This window comes from Janthinobacterium sp. EB271-G4-3-2 (assembly GCF_020858035.1).
Classification (GTDB): Bacteria; Pseudomonadota; Gammaproteobacteria; order Burkholderiales; family Burkholderiaceae_D; genus Janthinobacterium; species Janthinobacterium aestuarii.
This window is the reverse complement of the sequence record NZ_JACYMG010000010.1, coordinates 129743-155304: the sequence shown is the minus strand read 5'-3', so window position 1 is coordinate 155304 and position 25562 is coordinate 129743. Positions and strand designations below refer to the sequence as shown.

Sequence of the window (25562 nt, the reverse complement as noted above, 5' to 3'; positions counted from 1 at the left end):
ATGCAGTTTACAGGTGAGCGGTTTATTCCCACTGAAGAAGGAAAAATTCAGCTTGAACACTATCATCGCTATGCGGTGGTGCGGGATATGGTCGCCGACAAACGCGTGCTTGATGTCGCTTGTGGCGAGGGATATGGCTCTTCAATGCTGGCAGAGGTTGCACTTGCCGTCACCGGTGTGGATATCTCCAGCGAAGCCGTGCAGCATGCTGCGGCAACCTACGTCAAATCGAATTTGACCTACCTGGAGGGCAGCGCAACCGCCTTGTCCTTTGCCGACGCTTCTTTTGATGTGGTAGTGTCATTCGAGACAATTGAACATTTGGCCGGACAGACTGAAATGGTGTCGGAGTTGCGCCGCGTGTTGCGCCCTGAAGGCATCCTGATCATTTCTTCGCCAAATCGCCCTGTGTATTCGGAGGAGAGCGGCGAGCATAACGAGTTTCATGTCAAGGAGCTGGACTTTACGGAATTTGACGCTTTGCTGAAAGTCCAGTTCCCGGCTGTGCGCTATCTTGGACAGCGCATGCTGATGGGCTCGGTGATTCAACCACTGAGCAGCGGACTCGATGCATTCCGTGCCTGGCACATGGATGCGGGAAATATCCAGGATGGCAGCGGCCTGATGCAGGATCCCGTGTACTTCCTGGCCATCTGCGGTGCGTCGGAAAACCTTCTGCCGGAAACCAGCATCGGCATGACGTCGTTTGTTCATCCAGGGAAACTGGATCTGATCAAGCAATATGTTGGTTTCGCGAAGTGGGCCAAGGCGCAGGATGAGGCAGTGGCAGAACGCGATGGACATATTCGCCGCATGCAGCACGATGCTGAAGAGCATCTCGACTTCATCAAGAAACTGCAGGCGAGTCAGGCTGAATGCGAACAGCAATTGCAGGGCCACGTTAGTACTGCTGCCGACCTGAACAGCGACATGCAATCGCTGCGACAAATTGTCGTGGAGCGCGAAGCCAGCCTGGACGCACTGCGCCAGATGCTTGCTGACCGTGACAGCGGCATGGATTCGCTGCGTCAACTGCTCACCGATCGGGATAGCGGTTTAGATGCGTTGCGTCAGCTGCTTGCCGATCGGGATAACCTTTTGCTCGAGTTGCGTGAACGCCTTGCCGAGCGCGACGAAGGCTTGGCCCTGATGCGGGGCTTGCACGATAAGATTTTTGTAGAAGCTCAAGCCTTTACGGCAACGCACAACGCTCGCATACTCGAGGGACAGCGTTCCAGTGATGCCGCCCTTTCGCAAAGTCGCGATCAGGCTATTCTGGATTTGAGGCATGAGCTCGAAAACTGTCATCAGCATATATCTTCGTTGATAGACGAAACCGTGCGTCGCGGAGAGTGGGGCCTACGGCTTGACGCCGAGATTAAAGAGGCGCGCGATGCCTTGAAGTACATCGTCAACACCAATTCCTGGCGCTTGACGAGGCCATTGCGCGAGGCGCGGCGCTGGGTGAGTGCGCCTGTAATGCAGGGTAAACGCTATATTAAAGGCGCTGTTCAGCTTGCCAAGCGTGGTTATACACGTTTGCCTATTAGTGTCAGCACCCGCATACAGCACAGATTTTTGCTGCAAAAACATTTACCACGGTTATTCCGTATGGCTGCAGATCAAACCATCGGTGTTTCCGTAGAGCATGTGTCCACTGCCGCAACCATCGAAGCACATGATTTCGATACAATCGCGCGTAGTATCCAGTTGCCAGTCTTTGATGCACCGCTGGTGTCGGTGATCATCCCGATTTATGGGAAGTGCGACTACACTTTGCGTTGCCTGATGTCGGTTGCGGCACAGCTGCCGCAGGCTTCATTTGAAGTCATTGTGGTGGATGATTGTTCCCCCGATAGCTCCGCGGAAGTCCTGCGGCAGGTTCGTGGAGTTCGCCTGCTGCTCAATGAGGAAAATCAAGGTTTCATTCGTTCGTGCAACATCGGTGCGAAAGCCGCTACCGGGAAGTATTTGTATTTCCTTAATAATGATACGGAAGTGATTCAAGGTTGGTTAGATGAGTTGCTCAATACCTTCCACCTGTTCGCCAACGTGGGTTTTGTCGGCTCCAAACTGATCTACCCGGATGGTAGCCTGCAAGAGGCTGGCGGCATTATCTGGAAAGATGGCAGTGCCTGGAACTTCGGTCGCAATCAAAATGCATCTTTACCGGTGTATAACTATGCCCGCGAGGTTGATTACTGCTCGGGTGCGTCCATTATGGTACCGCAGCCCCTGTTTGAAAAACTGGGCGGATTTGATGAGCATTATTTGCCTGCTTATTGCGAGGATTCCGATCTCGCATTGAAAATTCGCGATGCCGGCTATAGCGTTCTGTATCAACCACTGTCGGTCGTGATTCATTATGAAGGCATTACATCAGGAACGGATACCGGTGGTCAGGGCGCCAAGGCTTATCAGATTGAAAATAGTAAGAAGCTGTTTCAGCGCTGGAAGCACCGCCTGGCACATCACCAGAAAAATGGTATTGATGTAGATGATGCCAAAGACAGAATGGCGCAGCGTCGCGTGCTGGTGCTGGAGCATTGCACGCCAACCCCAGATCAGGATGCTGGTTCGGTGAGTGTGTTCAATATTTTGCTCTTGTTGCGCAATATGGGCTATCAGGTCACATTTATTCCTGAAGATAATTTCTTGTATATGTCCGACTACACTACCTTGTTGCAGCGCGTCGGTATTGAGGTCTTATATTATCCATATCAAAATTCAGTCGAACAACATTTAATTGAATATGGCAGCCGCTATGATCTGGCGTTCCTGTTCCGCCCTGCTGTAGTGCAAAAACATCTGCAGGCTGTACGGAAGTATGCACCTCAGGCGAAAGTATTGTTTTACACGCATGATTTGCATTATCTGCGCATGTTGCGTGAAGCCGCGTTACAAAATAATTCGGACAAGAAAACTGCGGCATTTGAGATGAAACAAATCGAGCTGGCAGCGATGCGTGCGGTAGACGCATCCATACTGGTCAGTCCAGCAGAGATGGAAGTGCTGCGTACAGACTTGCCTGATCAGAAATTGCATGTATTGCCGCTGATTCTGGATATTCCTGGAACTGAAGTTCCATTTTCACAACGTAACGATATTGTCTTTGTCGGTGGCTTCCAGCATCCACCGAATATTGATGCTGTTCAATATTTTGTCGCGGAAGTCATGCCGCGCTTGCGTCCATTATTACCAGGAATACGGTTCTTTGTTGTTGGCAGCAAACCGACAGCAGAGATCCATGCCCTGGAAAGTGATGATGTTATAATTTCCGGCTTTATCCCGGATTTGACTAGTTATCTGAACCGCATGCGTGTTGCCGTTGCGCCATTGCGTTACGGTGCCGGTGTAAAAGGGAAGATCGGTACAGCGATGGCTGCAGGTTTGCCCACGGTCGCCACTGAACTTGGGGCAGAGGGTATGGGATTGACGGATGGCGAGAATATTTTTGTTGCCGACGATCCTCAGTTATATGCGGAGGTTATTGCCCGGCTCTATAAAGATGAATCCTTGTGGAATCATGTTTCGAAATCGGGAATCATTTTTTCTGAACAGGCCTGGGGAATGGCTGCAGGCGAGGCGAACCTGGAACGTATCCTTGATGATATTGATTTGCCGCGCCTGGTAGTTGCGCCACAGTGATATGTGTCGCGCAGCTGCCCACCGGCTCCTTGTTGCTGACGAACCCAAGGCTGCTGAGCTATTTAGAATTGCACACGATTAAATTTATCTATCTGTATCTCAATGACGACATTATTTTATTTAGACAGTGCGGCAACAAATGATGCGCGCACTGCAACTCCTATTTTGCCTATGCATATGAAGGGATCGTTATGATTATTCGTGCCCGGGCACCTTTGCGTCTTGGCCTTGCAGGCGGCGGCAGCGACGTTTCCCCTTTCTGCGATCTACATGGAGGCTATGTACTGAACGCAACCATTGACCGCTATGCGTATGCTGTGATCAAGACTCTAGATGAACCTAAGGTTCGCTTTGTCGCCACGGATCAGCAAGAAAAAGTGTCTTTTGCGATCGGCGAGGCATTACCTGTCGATGGCGAGCTGCGTCTGCATATGGCGGTGTACAAGCACATGATCCGGCATTACAACGCTGGCGTGCCGCTGGCAATTGAGCTAAGCACATTCTGCGATGCGCCGGCAGGGTCTGGCCTTGGTTCCTCGTCGACGTTGGTTGTCGTGATGATCCGGGCCTTTGCCGAATTGCTTAATTTGCCGCTGGATGATTACGCGATCGCACATCTGGCGTTTCGCATTGAGCGCGTTGACTGTGGCTTGCAGGGTGGCCGGCAAGACCAGTATTCCGCGACGTTTGGCGGCTTCAATTTCATGGAGTTCTACGCCGATGAGCGTGCCGTAGTTAATCCTCTACGTATCAAGAATTGGATTATCTGTGAGCTGGAGGCTTCGCTGCTGCTGTTTTATACAGGGGTATCGCGTGAGTCTGCTAAGATTATCGCGGATCAAAGTGCGAACGTGCTCTCCGGTTCTGTCGAGGCAAAAGATGCCATGCACGGTATTAAGCGCGAGGCATTGGTCATGAAGGAGTGTTTGCTTCGTGGTGATTTCGATGGGATTGTCGATTCGATGCGGCAAGGTTGGGAAAGCAAGAAACGCTCAGCCAAGACGGTCTCAACTCCACATATCGAAGAAATTTATAACGCCGCCATCGCCGCAGGGGCGCTGGCTGGCAAAGTGTCGGGTGCCGGTGGCGGTGGCTTCATGATGTTCTTCGTACCGCCTGACAAGCGCATGGACGTGGTGCGAACATTGAGCAATTTCGATGGACAAGTCAGCAATTGTCATTTCACCAAAAACGGTACACAGGCATGGAGAATTTAATGAAACAGTATATTCAGAAGCAGATTGAAGAATCTCAACGCGTGATGACAGCCATGCTGGCTGATCAGCCATTGCAGGAAGCCACCTTGGCAGCGGCGCAAGCATGTATTACGTCGCTGCAAAACGGCGGACGTATCTTGTTGGCCGGCAATGGTGGCAGTGCCGCCGATGCGCAGCATATCGCGGGCGAGTTTGTCAGCCGCTTCATGTTTGATCGTCCAGGCTTGCCGGCGATCGCGCTGACGACCGATACCTCCATCCTGACTGCCATTGGCAATGATTATGGCTATGAAAAGTTGTTCGCGCGCCAGGTGCAAGCCCACGGCAACAAGGGCGACGTGTTCATTGGTTACTCGACGTCGGGCAAGTCGCCGAACATCCTGTTGGCCTTCCAAGAAGCGCGCGCGCGCGGTCTGATCTGCATTGGCCTGACGGGTAACCGCGGTGGTCCAATGCGCGAGCTGTGCGACCATTTGCTGGAAGTGCCATCGCCGGATACCCCGAAAGTCCAGGAAGGCCATCTGGTACTGGGACATACCATTTGCGGTCTGGTCGAGAGCGCGATCTTCACTGCGCCAAATTGATGGAAGCGATCGTTCTCGCGGGTGGTTTCGGTACCCGGCTGCGCGCCGTCGTACCGGATCTGCCCAAGCCGATGGCGCCCGTTGCAGGGCGTCCTTTCCTTGAGATTTTGCTGACGACCCTGGCGGCCAAAGGCTTTACCAGGGTCATCCTGTCACTGGGCTTCATGGCGGATAAGGTTGTCAGCCATTTTGGCCGTGAGTTCCGTAGCATGGAACTGGTGTACGAGATCGAAACGACGCCGCTCAACACTGGCGGCGCCGTGCGTGCCGCCATCGGCCATTGCCGTAGCGATCATGTCTATGTATTCAATGGCGATACCTATCTGGACCTTGAGGTTGCTGAGCTGGAACGTCAATGGCAAGCGACCAAAGAAATGCAGATCGTCGTGCGCGCAGTGGAAGACACGGCACGCTTCGGCCGCGTGGACCTGTCGCACGGCCATATCGTCGCCTTTCGCGAAAAAGGCGCAGCGGGGCCTGGCCTGATCAATGCTGGCTGCTACGTGCTTCCTGCCGCCGCGCTCGACGCCTTTGCGCTGGGCCAGCCATTCTCACTTGAAACGGAGTTTCTCATCCCTGCCGTGCGGACGACACCAGTCGGTGGCTTCGTCACGCAGGGGCTGTTCATTGATATCGGAGTGCCCGAGGATTACGACCTGGCGCAAAGCATGCTGGCGGAGATTTGATGGAAAAGCGGCGCGCTTTATTCCTTGATCGCGATGGCGTGATCAATCACGACTCGGGCTATACCCATCGTATCGAGGATTTTCATTTTATCGATGGTATCTTTGACTTGTGCCGTGCAGCCCAGCAGGCCGGCTATCTGATCATCGTCGTTACGAACCAGGCGGGAATCGGCCGCGGCTACTATACGGAAGAGGACTTCCAGGTGCTGACCACGTGGATGGTTGGCCGGTTTGCCGAAGAGGGCGTCACCATTACGGATGTGCTGTATTGCCCGTCTCATCCGGAGCATGGCGTAGGGGAATATAAAAGGGATAGTTTCAACCGGAAACCGCAACCCGGAATGATACTGACGGCAGCCGTGAGCCATGGTTTGGATGTTGAGTCTTCGATTATGATCGGTGACAGTGAGACCGACATGCAAGCTGCACTGAGTGCGGGAGTGAAAAAGCGCTATCTCTTGATAGATCATTCCTCGCCAAATTTTTCGACCAGTTGCACGGCGACACTATTAATCGACGATTTTACAAAAGCCGTTGCCGGGTTTTAGTTGTCTTATATTAAATATTTGTAATAATTTCATATAATAAAGAATACATTGAAATGTTAAATTTTACCAGTCGGTTAACTATTTCTAATTTATTGCTCCGCGGGAATAATAATTTCGACATCATGCGTTTGGCCGCAGCATTGATGGTTATTGTCGGTCATGCATATCCGATTGTCGGCGAAAAGAATATGCAAGATCCACTGTTGGGCATTTTGCATTTTGATTACTCTGGATCGTTGGCTGTTAAATTCTTTTTCTTTCTTAGTGGACTGTTAGTCACAGACAGTCTCTTAAAGGATTCCTCTCCCATCAAGTTCTTGACGCGCCGTGCATTGCGTGTTTTTCCAGGTTTGATACTTTGCGTCTTTCTCTCCATTAGTTTATTTGGATTGATTTTGACTACGTTGCCTGTGCGTGAGTATTTACTCAGCCGTGAAACAATAGGGTATTTTTTTGGGAATATTACGTTGCTTGATATTCGTTGGCGTCCCGCAGGCGTACTAATGGATCATCCTTTGGGTTTGAACGGTTCATTGTGGACATTGCCAGTAGAGTTTAAGTTCTATATTGTGCTTGCGTTAACATCGCTTTTTGGAATTATCCACAGGCGCAATATTTTTTCCATGGCTTTATTGGGTATTATTTTTGTTTCGTTTTTTGGAGCGGCAGCGAATACCATCTTCGGTGGCGGCGAGGAAGCCCGATATTTGCCAGGCTGTTTTGCACTTGGCGCATTGGCAGCAGTGTATAAAGAAAAAGTATTGGTTCATGCTTACGGCGTAGTATGTGTTTGGGTGATATTTTTTCTGGCAAAAACCCCGGTTGCTGCTATACCGCAAGGTATTTTGATTCCTGTTTTTTATATTGCATTTTTTTATTCCGTATTATGGATTTCATCGCTGGAGTCGGTGAAGAAGTTGCGACTAAAGTCAGATTTGTCTTATGGTATTTATTTATATGGATTCCCTGTTCAGCAAATAATTTTTTATTATTTTCCAAATGAAAGTGTTTATTTTAATCAGTTGATTTCGGGTTTTTTTGCAACTGTCTTTGCCTGGTTTTCTTGGCATTTTGTGGAGAGTAAATGTATTGCGTTAGGTCGTAATATATTTAATTTTAAAAAGATGAGGAGTGAAGAAAATTTTGAAATGCCTGGTGAAATGATACGTTCAACAAATTTTAAGAATGGCATTTTTGAGAAATTATCATATTTCTCGGCTATTGAATTATTATCCTTGCTAATCGTAGGTGCAGTGATTCATGCAATTGCGCTTCTCTATGTTTATCCTGGATATTATGCTCCGTTGCTGCCTAATCACACTGATTACTATATGGCCACGGCAATGTTTCAGTCGCCAATATGGGGAATTTCTTACATTGGCTGGCCACGTCCATTCGGGTTTATGTTGCTTAATGCAAGTGGCATGTTCGGCATTACCGCTTCCATCGCCATAGTCGTTTTCGTGGTATTGCTGAACTTTGCGCTTACTGCAATGTTATTTCGGCGAATTTTCAAAGTAGATATTGGGGTGCGTTATCTTGTTGCATATAGTTTATATGTTTATTTTGCATATTCGCACCCATATTTTTATCAATTCTATACGCATGATGCTTTGTCTCATTTTGCGTATTTGCTTTTGCTTATTGGGGCTTGGTATTGGTATCGTAATGCGGCGACCCTTGATCGAAAGAATAGCGTCGTTATTGGTATTACTGCCTTGCTGGCATTTTTGTGCAAGGAAAATTTCGGCGTAGCAGTTTGCCTGCTTGCGGTAGGAATTGCATGGTTTGAACCTCGTGCACGTTTGGCAGCCCTGCTGGTTTGTGTGGCGCTGATTCTAGCTCTCGGTTATAACGTCCTCATTGGTTCTCAATTTGTTGGGGCGGCGTCTAGCTCTTACAATGTTGTAATTTCGCCAAATTCAATATGGCGCGAATGGCGCACATACATGCGTGAAGCGTTTGGAGCACTGGGCGGGTGTGTTTTTCTTTTGTCTATTTTCTATATGATATATTATGGAAAAGTCAATCCACTTGCACGTAAAGTTGCGATACTTTTATTCGGTGCAATAGCCGTATTATTATTGCCAAACTCGCTTTTGCCTGATCACCATTTTAGTGGTTATTCTTGGGCGGTGTCTTATCTGGCTCTTTTGCCACTTATATATATCTTTAGTTTGAGACTGAACTGGCAAGTGGCTGGGCAGACTGCCTTGGGCCTGGCTGTACTATATGTGCCAATATCGGTTAAGAAGGAATATAGCCGTAGCGATTGGGTCGTTGCACAAGAACATATTCAGCGTGATTTGCTGCGAGGGTTGCGTGAATATGCAATTGAAGGTTATAAGCCAGGGCGAAAAATTTTGGTAACTGGATTGGTATTTCCATTTAGTCCATTCGAACAGCCATTATCCCTTCAGAGCAAGCCATATTGGCGCGATACTAAGTTTGATGTAATGCGATACGCAAAAAGTGCTATGGATGTTCATGATTCACAAATAAAATTTATTATTGACCCTCCAACAGATTTTTCGATTTATTCGGAAGTCTGGACTTTTTCTAAAGATGGTGCGGCGTTAGGGAAATTTAAGACGGAAGATATAAGTCAACGACTATCGCTCATTGATGTGAAAGGTGTAAAAAAAGAAATCTTTCTGATTTATCCTCAGCTTTTAAGTATTGCTCAGGCACGTTCCAAGGATGAACCGGACAGTGTTGTTCAACTGAAAATAGGAGAGGCGCTTCTGGAATACGGTAATTTTCTTGAGGCGGAGAAGATATTAAAATTGGCAGCCGCTTCTTTGCCTGGAAATCCATATCCTAGTTTCTTCATAGGCAATGCATTAGTCGGGCAGAAAAAATATGCTGAATCGATTACATTTTTCGAGTGTGCAATTTCATTGGATGTTAATAATACCAATGAGTTTTTCAAAAAAAGTCGCGATGCTGCCATGGTAAATTTAAAAAAGTCCATCAATGTAGTTTCTTTTGATAAGTAGTATTCGTGGTTTACTATTTGTGATTTTTGAAAAACATGGAAATTATTTCATTATAATATTGATGATTTGAAAAATAATTTCTCGAATTTTTAATAGTATTGTTGTGGAGATAGAAATGAAAGCAGTCATTCTCGCCGGTGGCCTCGGCACCCGGATCAGTGAAGAAACCTCGGTACGTCCGAAACCAATGGTTGAAATCGGTGGCAAGCCTATTCTTTGGCACATCATGCAAACCTATTCCGCGCATGGCGTGAATGATTTCGTGATCTGCTGCGGCTACAAGGGCTATGTAATCAAGGAATATTTTGCCAACTATTTCCTGCACATGTCGGATGTGACCTTTGACATGGAACATAACAAGATGGAAGTGCATCAGCGTTATGCGGAACCGTGGAAGGTGACTCTGGTCGACACGGGCGAAGAAACCATGACTGGCGGCCGCCTGAAGCGCGTGGCGGACTATGTGAAGAACGAGGAAGCTTTCTGCCTGACGTACGGCGATGGCGTCAGCGATGTCAATATTAGTGAACTGATCGCTTTCCATAAAGCGCAAAAGGTCAAGGCGACGCTGACGGCCACCGTGCCGCCAGGGCGCTTCGGTGCGCTGGATATCTGCGGCAGCAAGGTCAACAGCTTCATGGAAAAGCCGAAGGGCGATGGCGCGATGATCAATGGCGGTTTCTTCGTGCTGTCACCGTCAGTACTCGACTATATCGAGGGAGACAAGACCCTTTGGGAACGCGAACCGCTTGAGCGCCTGGCCGACGAAGGCGATCTGGCCGCGTACCAGCATCATGGTTTCTGGCAGCCGATGGATACCTTGCGCGACAAGATGTATCTGGAAGAATTGTGGCAGTCTGGCGAGGCGCCCTGGAAGGTGAAAAAATGAATGCGGATTTCTGGCGCGGTAAGCGCGTGCTGCTGACGGGCCATACCGGCTTCAAAGGCAGCTGGATGTCGCTCTGGCTGCAATCGATGGGGGCCAACGTGGTGGGCTATGCGCTGGCGCCGCCTACCCAGCCTAGCCTGTTCGAAGAGGCGCGTGTCGCCGAAGGCATGATCAGCGTGATCGGCGATATCCGCGACCTGACTGCCTTGCAGGCAGTATTTGCCGAGCATCGTCCGGAAATCGTGTTCCACATGGCGGCGCAGCCGCTGGTGCGCTATTCCTATGCCGAGCCGGTCGAAACCTATGCCACCAACGTCATGGGAACGGTCAATTTGCTGGAAGCCGTGCGCATGTCGCCAGGCGTCAAGGCGGTGGTGAACATCACCACCGACAAGTGTTATGAAAACCGCGAATGGGTCTGGGCTTACCGCGAAAACGAGCCGATGGGCGGCTATGATCCCTACAGCAGCAGCAAGGGATGTGCCGAGCTGGTGACGTCCGCCTACCGCTCCTCGTATTTCAATGCGCTGCAATACGACAAGCATGGCGTTGCGCTGGCGACCGTGCGCGCCGGTAATGTCATCGGTGGCGGTGACTGGGCGCTGGACCGTTTGATTCCCGATATTCTGTCCGCTTTCGAGCAAGGCCGCACTGTCAATATTCGCAATCCGAATTCCGTGCGCCCATGGCAGCACGTGCTGGAACCGTTGCGCGGCTACCTGACGCTGGCCGAACGCCTGTACCGGGATGGTGCCGCATTCGCCGAGGGATGGAACTTCGGTCCGAACGAGGATGATGCCAAGCCGGTCGGCTGGATCGTCGAGAAGATGAGCGCTTTATGGGGCGAAGGCGCGGTGTGGCAAAATGACGGCGGCGAGCATCCGCATGAAGCGACTTATCTGAAGCTGGACATTTCGAAAGTCCGTGCGCATCTTGGCTGGCAGCCAGCCCTGCGCCTGGAAGCGGCATTGCAAATGATCATTGAATGGTCGAAGCAGCGGCAGGCCGGTGCGGACGTGCGCAGCCTGACCATGGCGCAGATCCAGTCATACCAGAACATCAATAATTAATAATTATCAATATATATATAAGCAAGGTTATTATCATGACAGCTCCACAACAAACCAAAGAACAACTCCGCGAACAAATCAGTGCCCTCGTCGCCCAATATGGTGCGCTGGCCAGTGCCCCGCGTCCATTCGAGCCAGGTGTCACCGTTGTTCCCCCCGCCGGCAAAGTTGTGGGTGCTGAAGAAATGCAGATGATGGTCGACGCTTCGCTGGATGCCTGGCTGACCACTGGCCGTTTCAACGATGAGTTCGAGAAGCGCCTGGCAAAGCTGATCGGTGTGGAATTCCTGATTACCGTAAACTCCGGTTCGTCGGCCAATCTGGTGGCGTTCAACACGCTGACCTCGCCAAAACTGGGCGCGCGCGCGATCCAGCCAGGCGACGAAGTCATCGGCGTGGCGGCGGGCTTCCCGACGACCGTCAACCCGATCCTGCAGTTTGGCGCCGTGCCCGTGTTCGTGGACGTCGAACTGGGTACCTACAATATCGATGCCTCCTTGATCGAGGCGGCCATTACGCCGAAGACCAAGGCCATCATGCTGGCGCATACGCTGGGTAATCCGTACAACCTGGAAGTCATCGTCGCGCTGTGCAAGAAGTACAAGCTGTGGCTGATCGAGGATTGCTGCGATGCCCTCGGTTCGACCTATAACGGCCAGATGGTCGGCACCTTCGGCGACATTGGCACCATGAGTTTCTATCCTGCCCATCACATCACCATGGGGGAGGGCGGCGCCGTGTTCATGAACGATCCCGATCTCAAGACGATCGCCGAATCGTTCCGCGACTGGGGCCGCGACTGCTACTGCGCGCCGGGCAAGGACAATACCTGCGGCCAGCGTTTCTGCTGCAAGCTGGGCACCCTGCCGGAAGGCTACGATCACAAGTACACCTATTCGCACCTGGGCTACAACCTCAAGATTACCGACATGCAGGCAGCCTGTGGCGTGGCGCAGCTCGACCGCGCGGCTGGCTTCGTTCAGGCACGCAAGGATAACTTTGCTTACCTGAAGGACCGCCTGCAATCCTGTGCGGAATTCATGATCTTGCCTGAGGCGACTGAGAACTCGGATCCATCGTGGTTTGGTTTCCCTTTGACCTTGAAGCCGGAAGCGAACGTCAGCCGTGTCGACTTGCTGACCTACCTGGACCAGCACAAGATCGGTACCCGCCTGCTGTTCGCCGGTAACCTGACGCGCCAGCCGTACATGATCGGCCGTAATTTCCGCGTGTCGGGCGAGCTGACCAATACCGACCGTGTCATGCACGATACGTTCTGGATCGGCGTGTTCCCTGGCCTGACGCGTGAAATGCTGGATTTCACGGTTGGTAAATTGGAAGAATTCTTCGGTGTAAATTTCTAATCGGATATGACAATGTCCCCTCCCAAATCTTTTGATGCCAGAGTCCTGCGCAAGACGGTGCTGGACATGGCCCATGCTGGTGCTACGGTGCATATCGGCTGTGCTTTTTCCATCGTTGATATTCTCGCAGTGTTGTACCGGGATTTCCTGCGTTATCCGGGGAATAATCCGCGCTCTCCAGGACGTGATTACCTTGTGCTTAGCAAGGGACACGGTGTGATGGCGCAATATGCCTGCATGCGCGAACTGGGTTGGTTGGAAGAGTCCGCTTTTACCGGCTATTTTGCCGATGGCAGTGAATTGAAAGGTCTGTCCGATTCGCGCATTGCCGGACTGGAAGTGACATCGGGCTCGCTGGGCCATGGTTTTTCCGTGGGTGTGGGCTTGGCGATGGGGGCCAAGTTACGCGCCACGGATCAAAAGGTTTATGCCTTGGTTGGTGACGGGGAATTGAACGAAGGACCGATTTGGGAAGGGGCCATGTTCGCCGCGCATCATGAGTTGAAAAACTTTATGTTGATCATCGATGAAAACGGTTTTCAAGCGATGGGCACGACGGAAGAAGTACTCAAGCTAGGCTCACTGGATGCAAAATTTAAAAGTTTCGGTTTTGAAACATTAACAATAGACGGCCACGACGAGAAGGCAATTGCAGAGGCTGTTGCCCAACTATGGGCAAGTGCTTCGCCTGCGCCAAAGGCGCTTATTGCGAAAACAGTCAAAGGCAAGGGTGTACCGTTTATGGAACATAATAATATGTGGCACTACACGCGGCTCAATGCAGAAACTCACGCAGCCGCCGTTGCTGCCGTAACGGGAGTGGCAGAATGAGGGCCGCTTTTTCAGAGGCGCTGGTACGTATTGCGAAGGCCGACCCGAATGTCTTGTTGCTGACGGGCGATCATGGCTATGCCTTGTTTGATGATTTTCGCAAGGCGTGTCCGGCGCAGTACATTAATGCGGGCATTGCAGAGCAAAATATGGTTGGCATGGCAGCAGGCCTGGCCCGCGCCGGTTTCAGGCCCTTTGTGTATGGCTTGAGCGCCTTCATTCCGGTGCGCGTGGTCGAGCAGATCAAGCTGGATGTTGCGCACGATCAGCTACCGGTTATTTTTATCGGTGATGGCGCCGGTTTTGTGTACAGTCATCTGGGTACCAGCCATCAGTCGACCGAGGATGTCGCGTGTACGCGTGCTATTCCCGACCTAGCTGTGTACTCGCCAGCAGATCGCTTCGAAGTTACTTTATGCATGGATAACGCTTACGAATCCAAGCTGCCTGTGTATTTGCGCATGGGGAAATCCGACCGTGGCGACGTGCATGCTCATGCTGTGCAAGCGAAAGTGGGCGCACTGCTGCCCGTACGCCCTGGTTGCTCGGACAATGTCGCGTTTATCGCTACCGGTGCCTTGTTGCGTACCGCAACCGATATCGCGGCTGCGTCTTATCCTGATGCGGCGGTTTGGAGTGCCCCATTCATCAAGCCGATTGATACCGAGCAGGTCACCGAAATCTGCCGTCGCTACAGCACGGTGATCGTGCTGGAAGAACATTCGGTCCTGGGTGGTTTGGGGTCGGTAATTGCGGAAATCTCCGCAGAGCTGGCACCGGTGCGCGTACTGCGTATTGGCGTCAATGATCGCTTTTCGCACCATTGCGGTACCTATGAGTATTTGTTGAAAGAGCATGGCTTGGATCGTGCATCGATTGAACAACGTATTCATGCCTATCTTGCTGCGGATTAAGTAATGAAAATTGCGATTCTAGGAGCAACGAGCCAGATTGCACAGGATTTGGTTCGCTCCTTTGCCGAACACAGCGATGATGAACTGGTGTTGTATGCACGGCGACCGAATGTCGTACTGCAGTGGCTTGCTGCGGTCGGCCTCCCGCGGCGCTATGCTGTTGCCGATTTTTCCGCATTCAATACCGATTTACATTTTGATGCGCTGCTTAATTTTGTTGGCGTAGGAAATCCTGCACAGGCGGCAGCCATGGGGGCGTCCATTCTTGACGTTACGCAAACCTATGACCAACTGGCACTCGCTTATGTACGTAAGCATTCCACGTGCAGGTATCTCTTTCTGAGCAGCGGGGCAGCATATGGTGATGTGTTCGCTCAGCCAGCAGACGACGACGTGATGGCACGCGTACCGATCAATCATCTGCAACCGCAGGATTGGTATGGCATGGCCAAGTTGTACGCAGAATGTTGCCATCGTGCCCAGCCATCGTTGCCTATTATTGATATCCGGGTATTCAATTACTTCAGCCGGACGCAGGATATGTCGGCGAGGTTCCTGATTAGCGACATGCTGCGCGCGATTCGTGATCGCAGTGTATTGCTGACCAAGTCAGATTATATGGTGCGCGACTACCTGCATCCAGCCGACTTTTATCGGTTGGTACAGGCTTTGCTCAGCGCACCGTTGACGAATGACGCCGTCGATTGCTATACGCTGGCACCGGTTGACAAGTCTCAATTGCTGACAGCGTTACATGAGGCCTTCGGCTTGCGTTACGAGGTGACGCAGGAGGCAGTCAGTATCAATGCGACGGGTAGCAAGGCGCATTATTATTCGCGTAACAGACGAGCGGCACAGTTTGCTTATCAGCCACAGCTGACCTCGTTGGAAGGCGTGCTCATGGAGATGCGCGCGGCGCTGGATATGTCCGGGGGCGTGGCGTGAGCTCTGGCGTCGTGAAATGGCGCGACCCCAAAGTAGTGCGCTTCCTGGTGACGGGGGGACTCAACACACTTTTTGGCTATGCAGTTTTCTCCGGGCTGTTATGGTTATCGGTGCAATATCTGGTTGCGCTGATGCTGGCGACCATTGCCGGCGTGATTTTTAATTATTTCAGCTTTGGACGTCTGGTTTTTCAAACAGAAGTTCAATGGCGCATATTTTCCAAGTTTGTCGCTGCGTACGCTATTATTTACGCCATCAATGCGGCGCTGCTCTCCGCGTTGACAAAGTATTGCTTGCTAAGTCCATATGTAGGGCAGATTATTTGTATTCCGGTTAGTGTTGGATTGAGCTGGCTGTTAATGAATCATTGGGTTTATAAAAAGGATTGATGGAATGTCGGAAAAGAAGATGATCAGTATTGTCACTCCTTGTTATAACGAGGAAGAGAATATTGATGAGCTATACCAGCGCATTGCGGCAGTTATGGCAACTTTGCCGTACGATTACGAGCATATTTGCATTGATAATGCATCGACCGATGGTACTGTTAAACGCATCAAGGAATTGGCTGCACAAGATACGCGCGTCAAGTTGATTGTCAATGCGCGTAATTTCGGACATATCAAGTCTCCATATTATGCGATTCAACAGTCCAATGGAGATGCTTGTGTGTTGATTGCATCAGATCTGCAAGATCCGCCGGAAATGATTCTCGAGTTTGTGAAAAAGTGGGAAGAGGGTTTCAAGACGGTGTTGGCAGTGAAACCGGAGAGCGAAGAATCCTCCGTTATGTTCTTTTTACGTAAATCCTATTACCGCCTGATCACGAAAATTTCGGAAGTGGCACTGGTCCAGAATGCGACTGGAGCAGGTTTGTTCGATCGTGCTGTCATCGATATCCTGCGAACTATCGATGATCCCTATCCTTATTTTCGGGGCTTGTTGTGCGAGATTGGGTTTCCCATCGCTACGGTACCCTTCAAGCAACCGCGGCGTCAGCGCGGTGTGACAAAGAACAACTTCTATACCCTGTATGACATCGGCATGCTGGGGATTACCAACCATTCCAAGGTACCGCTGCGCCTAATGGCAATGAGCGGCTTCTTCCTCGCATTTCTGAGCTTGCTGGTGGCATTCATGTTCTTTGTCGCCAAGCTGCTGTTCTGGGATTCTTTCCAGCTGGGGACTGCGCCCATCCTGATTGGCATTTTCTTCTTTGGCGCCATCCAGGCTTTCTTCATTGGCGTGCTGGGGGAATATATTGGCTCCATCCATACGCAGGTGCGCAAGATGCCGCTGGTGGTGGAACTGGAGCGCGTGAACTTCTAGCGTCCTGTACCCGTCATCCTGGCAGCGCGGTGTGCGCCAGGGGGGGCGCAGGCGATGCCTCACCCTCTCCTCTTGACGGGCATCCGGCACGCCGTTCAGCGTGCCGGATGCCTCTTCCTAGCATAGTTGATATCGGGGATTCTCCACCACCTTGATATCCCGCTGCCCGTCCGCGAGCTGATTTCTCTTGCTCCAGATCAAATCCTCAATCCCGCACTGTGGCGCATATTCCTGCACAGCCAGTAGCAGCAGCGCGCGCAGTTCTTCGTAATTGAAGTCCGTGCAGGCGCGTTGCATGTTGCTGAGGATAGTGCGCAGTTCGGACCACGGGATTTCCGCCTCTTGCGCGCGCATGATCAAGGGGTGTTCCGTGCCTTCCACGTTATTGCCAATCAGTAATTCCTCATACAGTTTTTCGCCCGAGCGCAAGCCGACATGCTCGATCTCGATGCCATCCGGCGCCGTTTTGCTGCGTACTTCCAGGCCGCTCAGATGGATCATGCGGATGGCCAGGTCCATGATCTTGACCGGGTCACCCATGTCGAGCACGAAGACGTCGCCGCCTTCTCCCATGGCGCCGGCCTGCAGCACCAGTTGCGCTGCTTCGGGGATGGTCATGAAATAGCGCGTGATTTCGGGGTGGGTCAGAGTGATCGGGCCGCCCGCTTCGATTTGCTTGCGGAACAGGGGCACGACGGAACCCGACGAGCCCAGTACGTTGCCAAAGCGCACCATGCAAAAACGCGTGTTGGTCTGTTCGCGCGCAAACGCCTGCAGGATCAGCTCGGCCAGGCGCTTGGTGGTGCCCATCACGTTGGTGGGGCGTACCGCCTTGTCCGTGGAGATCAGCACGAAGTTCTTGACGCCCGCCGCCATGGCCGCCTGAGCAATGCTGAGCGTGCCAAAGACGTTGTTGCGCACTCCGTCGATGGGATTGAATTCCACCAGTGGCACGTGCTTGTAGGCCGCAGCGTGGTATAGGGTTTCGACCTGGAAGCTGGCCAGGATGCCCTTGCATTTTTCCGTGTCGAGCACACTGCCGAGGAATGGCAGCAGTTCGACATCCGAGTCCTGGAGCAGCTTGATGTCCTTGAGTTCCTGTTTGATCGAATACAGGGCAAACTCGGACATTTCCAGCAGAATCAGGCGCGCTGGTCGCAGCTTGATAATCTGGCGACACAGTTCGGAACCAATGGAACCGCCAGCGCCCGTCACCATCACGCTTTTTCCCGTAATGCAGCGGGCGATCAGGGCCGGGTCCGGCGTGACCTGGTCGCGTCCCAGTAAATCGTCGATTTCGATGTCGCGCACGTCCTGCATGCGCAACTCGCCGTTGAGCAGACTTTCCACGGGGGGCGCCACTTTGACCTTGACCTTGTGGTTTTCAACGATTTGCAGGATATGCTTCTGCTTGCTCTTGTTGAGCGATGGCATGGCGAGGAAAATCTCGGTGATCCTGTTTTTCTCGATGACTTGCTGCAGATCCGTGGACGCATACACCTTGATGCCGGAAATGGTGGCACCATGCAATTCCTTCATGTCGTCGATAAACGCCACCGGCAAGTATTCTTGGCCCGCCCGCAGTGCGTTCGCCAACTGGCTGCCGGCCATGCCTGCGCCATAGATGGCCACACGCACGACATCTGCTTCCTTGTTGGCATTGAGCAGCATGCCCCTGGCCAGGAAGCGACTGGTCACTACATAGGTGATGGCGCTGACCCAGTAAATGCCGAAGACGCCGCGCGAATAGCCCTGCATATGCGTGGCAAATGCCGTCATTGCCACTAGCAGCGCGACGGACAGGGTCACGCCGAGAATGACGACATAGACGATCTTCTGGTCGATGAAACGGATGACGGCGCGGTACAGGCCCAGGCGGATGAAGATTGGGATCGAGACCAGCGGCGTGGCGATGATCAGCCACAGGTATTGCGTGAGCAACTCCCGGTTGAGGACATCATAGCGCAAGGTGATCGCCAGGAAAAACGTTAGCGGCAAGAAGAGCAGATCCAGCGTGGCGGCCAGCAGTTTCTTGTGCAGTCGGGAAAAGCCGAGGAATATTTTCATGTGTGGGGCGAATAATTGCTTAATGAATGACAGCTTGATGCGTTAGCGCGCCGGCCAGATGGCCCGGTGCTGTCGCTGCATATTAATGGGTAATGCCATCGCGCCGCACGACCTTCAGAAAGGTAAGTACGATAATCTTGATATCGAAGGGTAGCGATTGCCGTTGCAGGTATTCCACGTCCAGCTTGACCTTTTCCGGAATCGGCAATTCATCGCGGCCATTGACTTGTGCCCAACCCGTCAAGCCCGGTGGCAGTTTTTCGACGCCATATTGTGTGCGCAAGGCGATCAGATCGTCCTGGTTGAACAGCGCCGGGCGGGGGCCGACAAAGCTCATGTCGCCGCGGATGATGCTCCAGAGCTGCGGCAGTTCGTCGAGGCTGCTTTTGCGCAAGAAGTTGCCGACTGGCGTCAGGTGCGAATGGGCGTCGGCGAGCAGGTGCGTGGCCACGGCCGGCGTACCTACCCGCATGCTGCGAAACTTGGGCATCTTGAAAATCGTGTTGTTCTTTCCTATGCGGTCGGACCAGTACAGGGCAGGCCCTGGCGAGGTAAGCCGGACCAATAGCGCAACGAGCACGACGGGGATGAGCAGGATCAAGGAGGCCAGCAATACCAGCATGACATCAAACGCACGTTTCACGTACAGTTCCTTTCGCAGCTTTTTGTAAACCTTGATCCAGTGTCAACGGAGGTTCCCAGCCCAGCAAACGGCGGGTCTTGTCGATATCGACCTGTAACGACCCGCACAGGCGCTGCGCGACAGCGCGCTTGCCGAGCAGGCTGGCGCCGAATGTCAGGCAGGCGGCGGGCACTGGGATCAGGCGCGCGGGGTGGCCCATGGCACGGCCCATGCGCTGCAATAATTCCGTGGTGGAGGGATCTTGCCCATCGGATACCAGAAAAGTCTGGCCGGCTGCTTGCGGGTGACGCACGCAGGTGGCGATCAAGTCCACCAGGTTGTCGAGTGCCACCAGGCTGCGCCGGTTATGAATCGCACCCAGGGGCAGGGGAATGCCGCGCGCCAACCAATGCATCATGGCGGCGAAATTGGCTTTGACGCCCTTGCCGTAGACCAATGGCGGACGAACGATGACCACTTGCATGCCGCTCTGGCTTTCCAGAGCGCGCAGACCTTGCTCGGCCTCCATTTTCGACACGCCATAGGCATCGACCGGCGCGGGGGCATCATCAGCCGTGAATGGCTTGTTCTCTGCCGTCATTTCGCCATTGACCTTGATGGAGCTGATAAATACAAAGCGCCTGACTCCTGCTGCGGCCGCTTGCTCGGCCAATGCCAGCGTCCCTTGCACGTTGACCCGGCGGAATTCTTCGAGAGGGTCTGCAGCGCTGTCATCCATGACATGGACGCGCGCGGCACAATGCACGAGCGCGCTTACGCCTGTCAGGGCGGCACGCCAGTCCGTGTTCTGGGCCAGCGCGCCGACCACTATCTTGTCAATGCCGGGCGGAATGTGCGAACCGACGCTGCGTACCGCGGCACGCACGGGTATGACGCCATCCTCAGCCAGCCTGGCCAGGACGGCGGAACCCACGAAGCCGGTACCACCGGTTACCAAAATCATCTTTTACCTTTGTTGAATAGCACCTGCATGGCGTATTGGCGGCATTGCCAAGCGCTCGGTGTGAAGTGTCAGGAGCGCATTTCTCCACCGATAATTTTTTGATAATATCTTCTCAATTGAACCCGAACTGTGTCCGTTTCAACATCACGGGTAACGGTGCCTCCGGCAATGCACACTTGGGCGGGGCACCCTGCATCGCTTGGGGCCCAAGGCCATCACGCTTTGTTCCAGCGGGCAATCATTGACGACGATAAAGACCTTGCCATGCGCGAGTATCGCCGAGTTTAGCCTTTTTGATAGCAATGCGGGCAAGACACCTCATACACATATTCCGGCGCCAGTTGCTGGCGCGGCGTGACGACGGCGCGGCAGACGAAACACTGCACGGTTTCCGTCGGTTCCAGTTTCGGGTTCAGGGCCGTGCGGTAGTCGAAGACGAAGCAGTCGCCCGTGTAGTGCTCGCCGCCCACTTCCTCGAAATACTTGAGGATGCCGCCGTCGAGCTGGTACACGCTGTCGTAGCCGATTTCCTTCATGTGGATGGCGGCCTTTTCGCAGCGGATGCCGCCGGTGCAGAAAGTGACGACGGTCTTGCCTTCCAGCTCGTCCTTGTGGGCGGCGGCGACGGCCGGAAATTCCGTAAACTTGTCGATCCGGTAATCGAGCGTGTTGTTGAACGTGCCCACGTCCACTTCAAAGGCGTTGCGCGTTTCCATCATGACCACGGGTTTGCCCGCGTCGTCGACGCCGGCGTCGAGCCAGCGCTTGAGCGTGTGCGCGTCGACGGACGGGGCGCGGCCCAGTTCCGGCTTGATCAGCGGCATGCGCATGGTGATGATTTCTTTTTTCAGCTTGACCAGCATGCGCTTGTGCGATTGCTCGTTCGACAAGCTCTCCTTCCATTCCAGATCGGCCAGACGCGCATCGCTGCGCACCCAGGCGAGGAAGCTGTCGATATGCTCGCGCGTACCCGACAGGAACATATTGATACCTTCCGGCGTCAGCAGGATCGTGCCCTTCAGCTCCAGCGCCAGGCATTGCTCCTGATACAAAGGGCGCATGGCTTCCGTATCGTCGAGCGTGATGAATTTATACGCGGCGATATTGACAAACGTGGCGGCCAGCGGGCTGGCGGCGGCGGAAACGGCGGGTGTTGCTGGGGTGATGGCTTGCATGATGGCGATCGGCTTAGACTGAACAGCCGATATTATAAGCCCGACAGGCCAGGCAGGATACCCGGTCCGTACGCGCGACGCGGTAGAATAGACCCCATTGAATTTTGCACGAAACGGTACACAGGATGGAAATGGTAATGCAAGAGGCCGGCGCTCCGGCAGGTTCACAGCAAGCGATGCAGCCCGGTCCTGCCTTCGTCCATTTGCGCGTGCACTCGGAGTACTCGATCGTCGATGGCCTGGTGCGCATCGACGACGTGGTCAAGGCGGCGGCGAAGGACAAGCAGGTGGCGCTGGCCGTCACCGACCTGTCGAACCTGTTTGGCATGGTCAAGTTCTACAAGGAAGCGCGCGGCAAGGGCATCAAGCCCATCGTCGGCGTCGACGTGTGGATCACGAATGACGACAACCGCGAAAAACCATCGCGCTTGCTGTTGCTGGCGAAGAACCGCATGGGCTATCTGCAGCTGTGCGAACTGCTGTCGACGGCCTGGCTGACGAACCAGTACAAGGGCCGCGCCGAGCTGCGCATCGAGTGGCTGCAGGCGCTGGCGACGAATACCTACGACCTGTACCCGGGCGAAAGCGCGGCCAATGGCTTGATCGTGCTGTCGGGCGCGCACTTCGGCGATGTCGGTACCGCCATCGAAAATGGCAACCTGGCCCTGGCCGAGCGCAATGCGCAGCGCTGGGCCGAAATTTTCCCCGGCCATTTCTATATCGAAATCCAGCGCGGCGGCCAGGCCAACCAGGAAGCGCAGGTGCGCCATGCGGTGGCGCTGGCGGCCAAGCTGGGCTTGCCAGTGGTGGCCACGCATCCCGTGCAATTCATTTCCCCTGAAGAATTTATTGCCCACGAAGCCCGTACCTGTATCGCCGAAGGCGAAATGCTGGCCAATGCCAAGCGCGTGAAACGGTTTAACGACAGCCAGCGCTTCCTGTCGCAGGCCGACATGGCGGAGCTGTTCGCCGACTTGCCGGCCGCGCTGGCCAATTCCGTGGAAATCGCCAAGCGCTGCAATCTGACCCTGACCCTGGGCAAGCCGCAACTGCCGAACTTCCCGACACCGCCCGGCATGACCATCGACCAGTTCCTCGTGGCCGAATCGCAGGCGGGCCTGGAAAAGCGTTTGATCCAGCTGTATCCCGATCCCGAGCGCCGCGAGAAAGAGCGTCCGCGCTACGAGTCGCGCCTGAAGTTCGAGACGGACACGATTTGCAACATGAAATTCCCCGGCTACTTCCTCATCGTGGCCGAGTTTATCCAGTGGGCCAAGGAAAACGGCGTGCCCGTCGGCCCGGGCCGCGGTTCGGGCGCCGGTTCGCTGGTCGCGTATTCGCTGCTCATTACCGACCTCGACCCATTGCAGTACAACCTGCTGTTCGAGCGCTTTTTGAATCCCGAACGCGTTTCGATGCCCGACTTCGATATCGACTTTTGCCAGGAAGGGCGCGACCGGGTCATCCAGCACGTCAAGGATTTGTACGGCAAGGAGGCCGTCTCGCAGATCGCCACCTTCGGTACCATGGCGGCCAAGGGCGCGATCCGCGACGTGGGCCGCGTGATGGATTTCGGCTACAACTTCTGCGACGGCATCTCGAAGCTGATCCCGTTCAAGCCCGGCAAACCCGTGTCGATCGCGGACGCCATCGAGGAAGAACCGCTGCTCAAGGAGCGCCTGGAAAACGAGGAAGAGGTCAAGCAGCTGCTGGACCTGGCGCAGCAGGTCGAAGGCATCACGCGCAATATCGGCATGCACGCGGGGGGCGTCTTGATTGCTCCCGGCAAGCTGACGGATTTCTGCCCGCTGTACACGCAGGGCGGCGATTCGGGCGTCGTGTCGCAGTACGACAAGGATGACGTGGAAGCCGTCGGCCTCGTGAAGTTCGACTTCTTGGGTCTGACCACGCTGACCATCCTCGACCGCGCCGTGCGCTACATCAAGCAGCTCGACCCCGCGCAGGCGAACTTCGACCTGGCCACCTTGCCGCTGAACGACAAGCCGTCGTACGACTTGCTGACCAAGGCCAAGACCGTGGCCGTGTTCCAGCTCGAGTCGCGCGGCATGCAGGGCATGCTGAAAGACGCGCGTCCCGACCGCTTCGAAGACATTATCGCGCTCGTGGCTTTGTACCGTCCGGGCCCGATGGACCTGATTCCGGATTTTTGCAAGCGCAAGCACGGCGAACGCTTCGATTATCCCGATCCGCGCACGGAATCGATTCTGTCCGAAACCTACGGCATCATGGTGTATCAGGAGCAGGTGATGCAGATGGCGCAGATCGTCGGCGGCTACTCGCTGGGCGGCGCCGACATGCTGCGCCGCGCCATGGGTAAAAAGAAGGCCGAAGAGATGGCCGAGCACCGCGAGATCTTCCGCGCCGGTGCGGCGAAGGATGGTTTGACGGCGGAAAAGGCCGACGAGATTTTCGACTTGATGGAAAAGTTCGCCGGCTACGGTTTCAACAAATCGCACGCCGCCGCCTACGCCTTGTTGTCGTACCACACGGCGTATCTGAAAGCGCACCACACGGCCGCCTTCATGGCCGCCAACTTGTCGCTGGCCATGGACGACACCGACAAGATCAAGATCCTGGTGGAAGACTCGCTGGAAATCTGCAAGCTGACCTTGTTGCCGCCGGATATCAATGAGTCCGATTACCGCTTCACGCCGAGCGGCGCGCCACCGTCCGTGAGCGGCAAGAAAGTCACGCAGATCCGCTATGGCCTGGGCGCCGTGAAAGGCTCGGGCCAGAACGCCATCGAAGCCATCATCGCCGCGCGCGAAGCGGGCGGGCCATTTACGAGCCTGTTCGATTTCTGCAAGCGCGTGGATAAAAAGCAGATCAACCGCCGCACCATCGAATCGCTGATCCGCAGCGGCGCCTTCGATTGCCTGAAGGTCGACCGCGCCATCCTGCTCGCATCCGTGGCATTCGCCATGGAATGCGCCGACCAGGCCGCCAAGGCGGCCAACCAGGTGAGCCTGTTCGGCGGCGACGACAGCGACATGGTGGCGCCGCCCGAATACGTCAAGGTGCCCGTGTGGACCGATAAACAGCGCCTGACGGAGGAAAAGATCGCGCTGGGCTTCTACCTGTCGGGCCATTTGTTCGATTCGTATGCGCCCGAGGCGCGCCGTTTTGCACGCACGAAACTGTCGGAACTGTCGCCATCGCGCGAGCCGCGCATGATGGCCGGCGTCATCACGGGCTTGCGCACGCAGATGACGCAGCGCGGCAAAATTCTCATCGTCACCCTGGACGACAAGAGCGGTACCGTCGAGGTGACGGTGTACGGCGAATTGTTCGATTCCAACCGGAAAATCTTCAAGGAAGATGAATTCCTCGCCGTCGTGGGCAAGGTGTCGGAAGACCGCTTCTCGGGCGGCTTGCGTATCACGGCCGAGAGCGCCTTCGACATCATCGCCGCGCGCGTGCAGTATGGCCGCCAGCTGGGCCTGACCTTGCCGGCCACCCTGGATGCCAAGCGTATCCGTGACGTGATCATGCCGCACCGTGCGGAGACGGGCTTGCCGATCGCCGCGCGGGTCAGCCCGCAAGGCGTCAGTTGCGTGCTGCAGTTTGGCGACGAGTGGAAAGTGGCGCCATCGGATGAGTTGCAGATGGCGCTCGAGCAAATGCTGGGCGCGCAAGAGGTGGCGGTCGAATACTGACCGGCACCACCCGGCATACAACAAAGCCAAACC

Annotated in this window: 19 protein-coding genes; 15 read left to right on the top strand and 4 right to left on the bottom strand. The window is 54.0% G+C overall.

Annotation, left to right across the window (positions count from 1 at the left end):
* From IGS55_RS20490 to IGS55_RS20425, 14 genes are all read left to right on the top strand, one after another.
* On the top strand, window positions 1-3648 hold the full coding sequence (locus IGS55_RS20490; RefSeq protein ID WP_230518462.1) for a glycosyltransferase: 3648 nt from the start codon (window positions 1-3) through the stop codon (window positions 3646-3648).
* 191 nt (window positions 3649-3839) lie between these two features.
* Window positions 3840-4865 (top strand): GHMP family kinase ATP-binding protein, encoded by a 1026-nt coding sequence (locus tag IGS55_RS20485; RefSeq protein WP_230518463.1) that lies wholly within the window; start codon window positions 3840-3842, stop codon window positions 4863-4865.
* Window positions 4853-5449, top strand: coding sequence for a D-sedoheptulose 7-phosphate isomerase (locus tag IGS55_RS20480; protein ID WP_230518464.1), 597 nt, complete (start codon window positions 4853-4855; stop codon window positions 5447-5449). The genes IGS55_RS20485 and IGS55_RS20480 overlap by 13 nt, the downstream gene beginning before the upstream one ends.
* Entirely contained in the window at window positions 5449-6135 is a 687-nt protein-coding gene (locus IGS55_RS20475; protein ID WP_230518465.1) for a nucleotidyltransferase family protein, read from the top strand. Before IGS55_RS20480 ends, IGS55_RS20475 begins: the two co-directional genes overlap by 1 nt.
* A complete protein-coding gene (locus IGS55_RS20470; protein ID WP_268991999.1) occupies window positions 6135-6683 on the top strand; it encodes a D-glycero-alpha-D-manno-heptose-1,7-bisphosphate 7-phosphatase in 549 nt (182 codons plus the stop codon). The genes IGS55_RS20475 and IGS55_RS20470 overlap by 1 nt, the downstream gene beginning before the upstream one ends.
* 53 nt (window positions 6684-6736) lie before the next feature.
* Window positions 6737-9682 carry an acyltransferase family protein gene (locus IGS55_RS20465; protein ID WP_230518466.1) on the top strand — a complete coding sequence of 982 codons (2946 nt, stop codon included), beginning with the start codon at window positions 6737-6739 and terminating at the stop codon, window positions 9680-9682.
* 115 nt (window positions 9683-9797) lie between these two features.
* A complete protein-coding gene (gene rfbF / locus IGS55_RS20460) occupies window positions 9798-10571 on the top strand; it encodes a glucose-1-phosphate cytidylyltransferase (RefSeq protein ID WP_230518513.1) in 774 nt (257 codons plus the stop codon).
* A complete protein-coding gene (gene rfbG / locus IGS55_RS20455; RefSeq protein ID WP_230518467.1) occupies window positions 10568-11641 on the top strand; it encodes a CDP-glucose 4,6-dehydratase in 1074 nt (357 codons plus the stop codon). The genes rfbF and rfbG overlap by 4 nt, the downstream gene beginning before the upstream one ends.
* Before the next feature lie 35 nt (window positions 11642-11676).
* On the top strand, window positions 11677-13005 hold the full coding sequence (gene rfbH / locus IGS55_RS20450; RefSeq protein WP_152250489.1) for a lipopolysaccharide biosynthesis protein RfbH: 1329 nt from the start codon (window positions 11677-11679) through the stop codon (window positions 13003-13005).
* A gap of 12 nt (window positions 13006-13017) precedes the next feature.
* The gene (locus IGS55_RS20445; RefSeq protein ID WP_230502313.1) at window positions 13018-13836 is read left to right on the top strand and encodes a transketolase; all 819 of its coding nucleotides are present in this window, start codon (window positions 13018-13020) and stop codon (window positions 13834-13836) included.
* A complete protein-coding gene (locus tag IGS55_RS20440; RefSeq protein WP_230518468.1) occupies window positions 13833-14750 on the top strand; it encodes a transketolase family protein in 918 nt (305 codons plus the stop codon). Before IGS55_RS20445 ends, IGS55_RS20440 begins: the two co-directional genes overlap by 4 nt.
* Before the next feature lie 3 nt (window positions 14751-14753).
* Window positions 14754-15695 carry an NAD-dependent epimerase/dehydratase family protein gene (locus IGS55_RS20435; RefSeq protein WP_230518469.1) on the top strand — a complete coding sequence of 314 codons (942 nt, stop codon included), beginning with the start codon at window positions 14754-14756 and terminating at the stop codon, window positions 15693-15695.
* Complete coding sequence (locus IGS55_RS20430) at window positions 15692-16084, top strand: GtrA family protein (RefSeq protein ID WP_230518470.1); 393 nt, start codon at window positions 15692-15694, stop codon at window positions 16082-16084. Before IGS55_RS20435 ends, IGS55_RS20430 begins: the two co-directional genes overlap by 4 nt.
* 4 nt (window positions 16085-16088) lie before the next feature.
* On the top strand, window positions 16089-17024 hold the full coding sequence (locus tag IGS55_RS20425) for a glycosyltransferase (protein WP_230518471.1): 936 nt from the start codon (window positions 16089-16091) through the stop codon (window positions 17022-17024).
* Window positions 17025-17141: 117 nt separating this feature from the next.
* Here the strand turns inward: IGS55_RS20425 and IGS55_RS20420 are convergent, their stop codons facing one another.
* The 4 genes from IGS55_RS20420 to IGS55_RS20405 form a co-directional block, all read right to left on the bottom strand.
* A complete protein-coding gene (locus IGS55_RS20420) occupies window positions 17142-19091 on the bottom strand; it encodes a polysaccharide biosynthesis protein (RefSeq protein ID WP_230518472.1) in 1950 nt (649 codons plus the stop codon).
* 82 nt (window positions 19092-19173) lie between these two features.
* Window positions 19174-19734, bottom strand: coding sequence for a sugar transferase (locus IGS55_RS20415; RefSeq protein ID WP_230518473.1), 561 nt, complete (start codon window positions 19732-19734; stop codon window positions 19174-19176).
* Window positions 19718-20677, bottom strand: coding sequence for a UDP-glucose 4-epimerase family protein (locus tag IGS55_RS20410; protein WP_230518474.1), 960 nt, complete (start codon window positions 20675-20677; stop codon window positions 19718-19720). Before IGS55_RS20410 ends, IGS55_RS20415 begins: the two co-directional genes overlap by 17 nt.
* Window positions 20678-20961: 284 nt before the next feature.
* Window positions 20962-21852: a sulfurtransferase gene (locus IGS55_RS20405; RefSeq protein WP_230518475.1), complete on the bottom strand. Its 891-nt coding sequence runs from the start codon at window positions 21850-21852 to the stop codon at window positions 20962-20964.
* A gap of 137 nt (window positions 21853-21989) precedes the next feature.
* On the opposite strand from IGS55_RS20405, the gene dnaE reads away from it, so the two are divergent.
* Window positions 21990-25529: a DNA polymerase III subunit alpha gene (gene dnaE / locus IGS55_RS20400; protein WP_230518476.1), complete on the top strand. Its 3540-nt coding sequence runs from the start codon at window positions 21990-21992 to the stop codon at window positions 25527-25529.
* Window positions 25530-25562 lie beyond the last annotated feature (33 nt).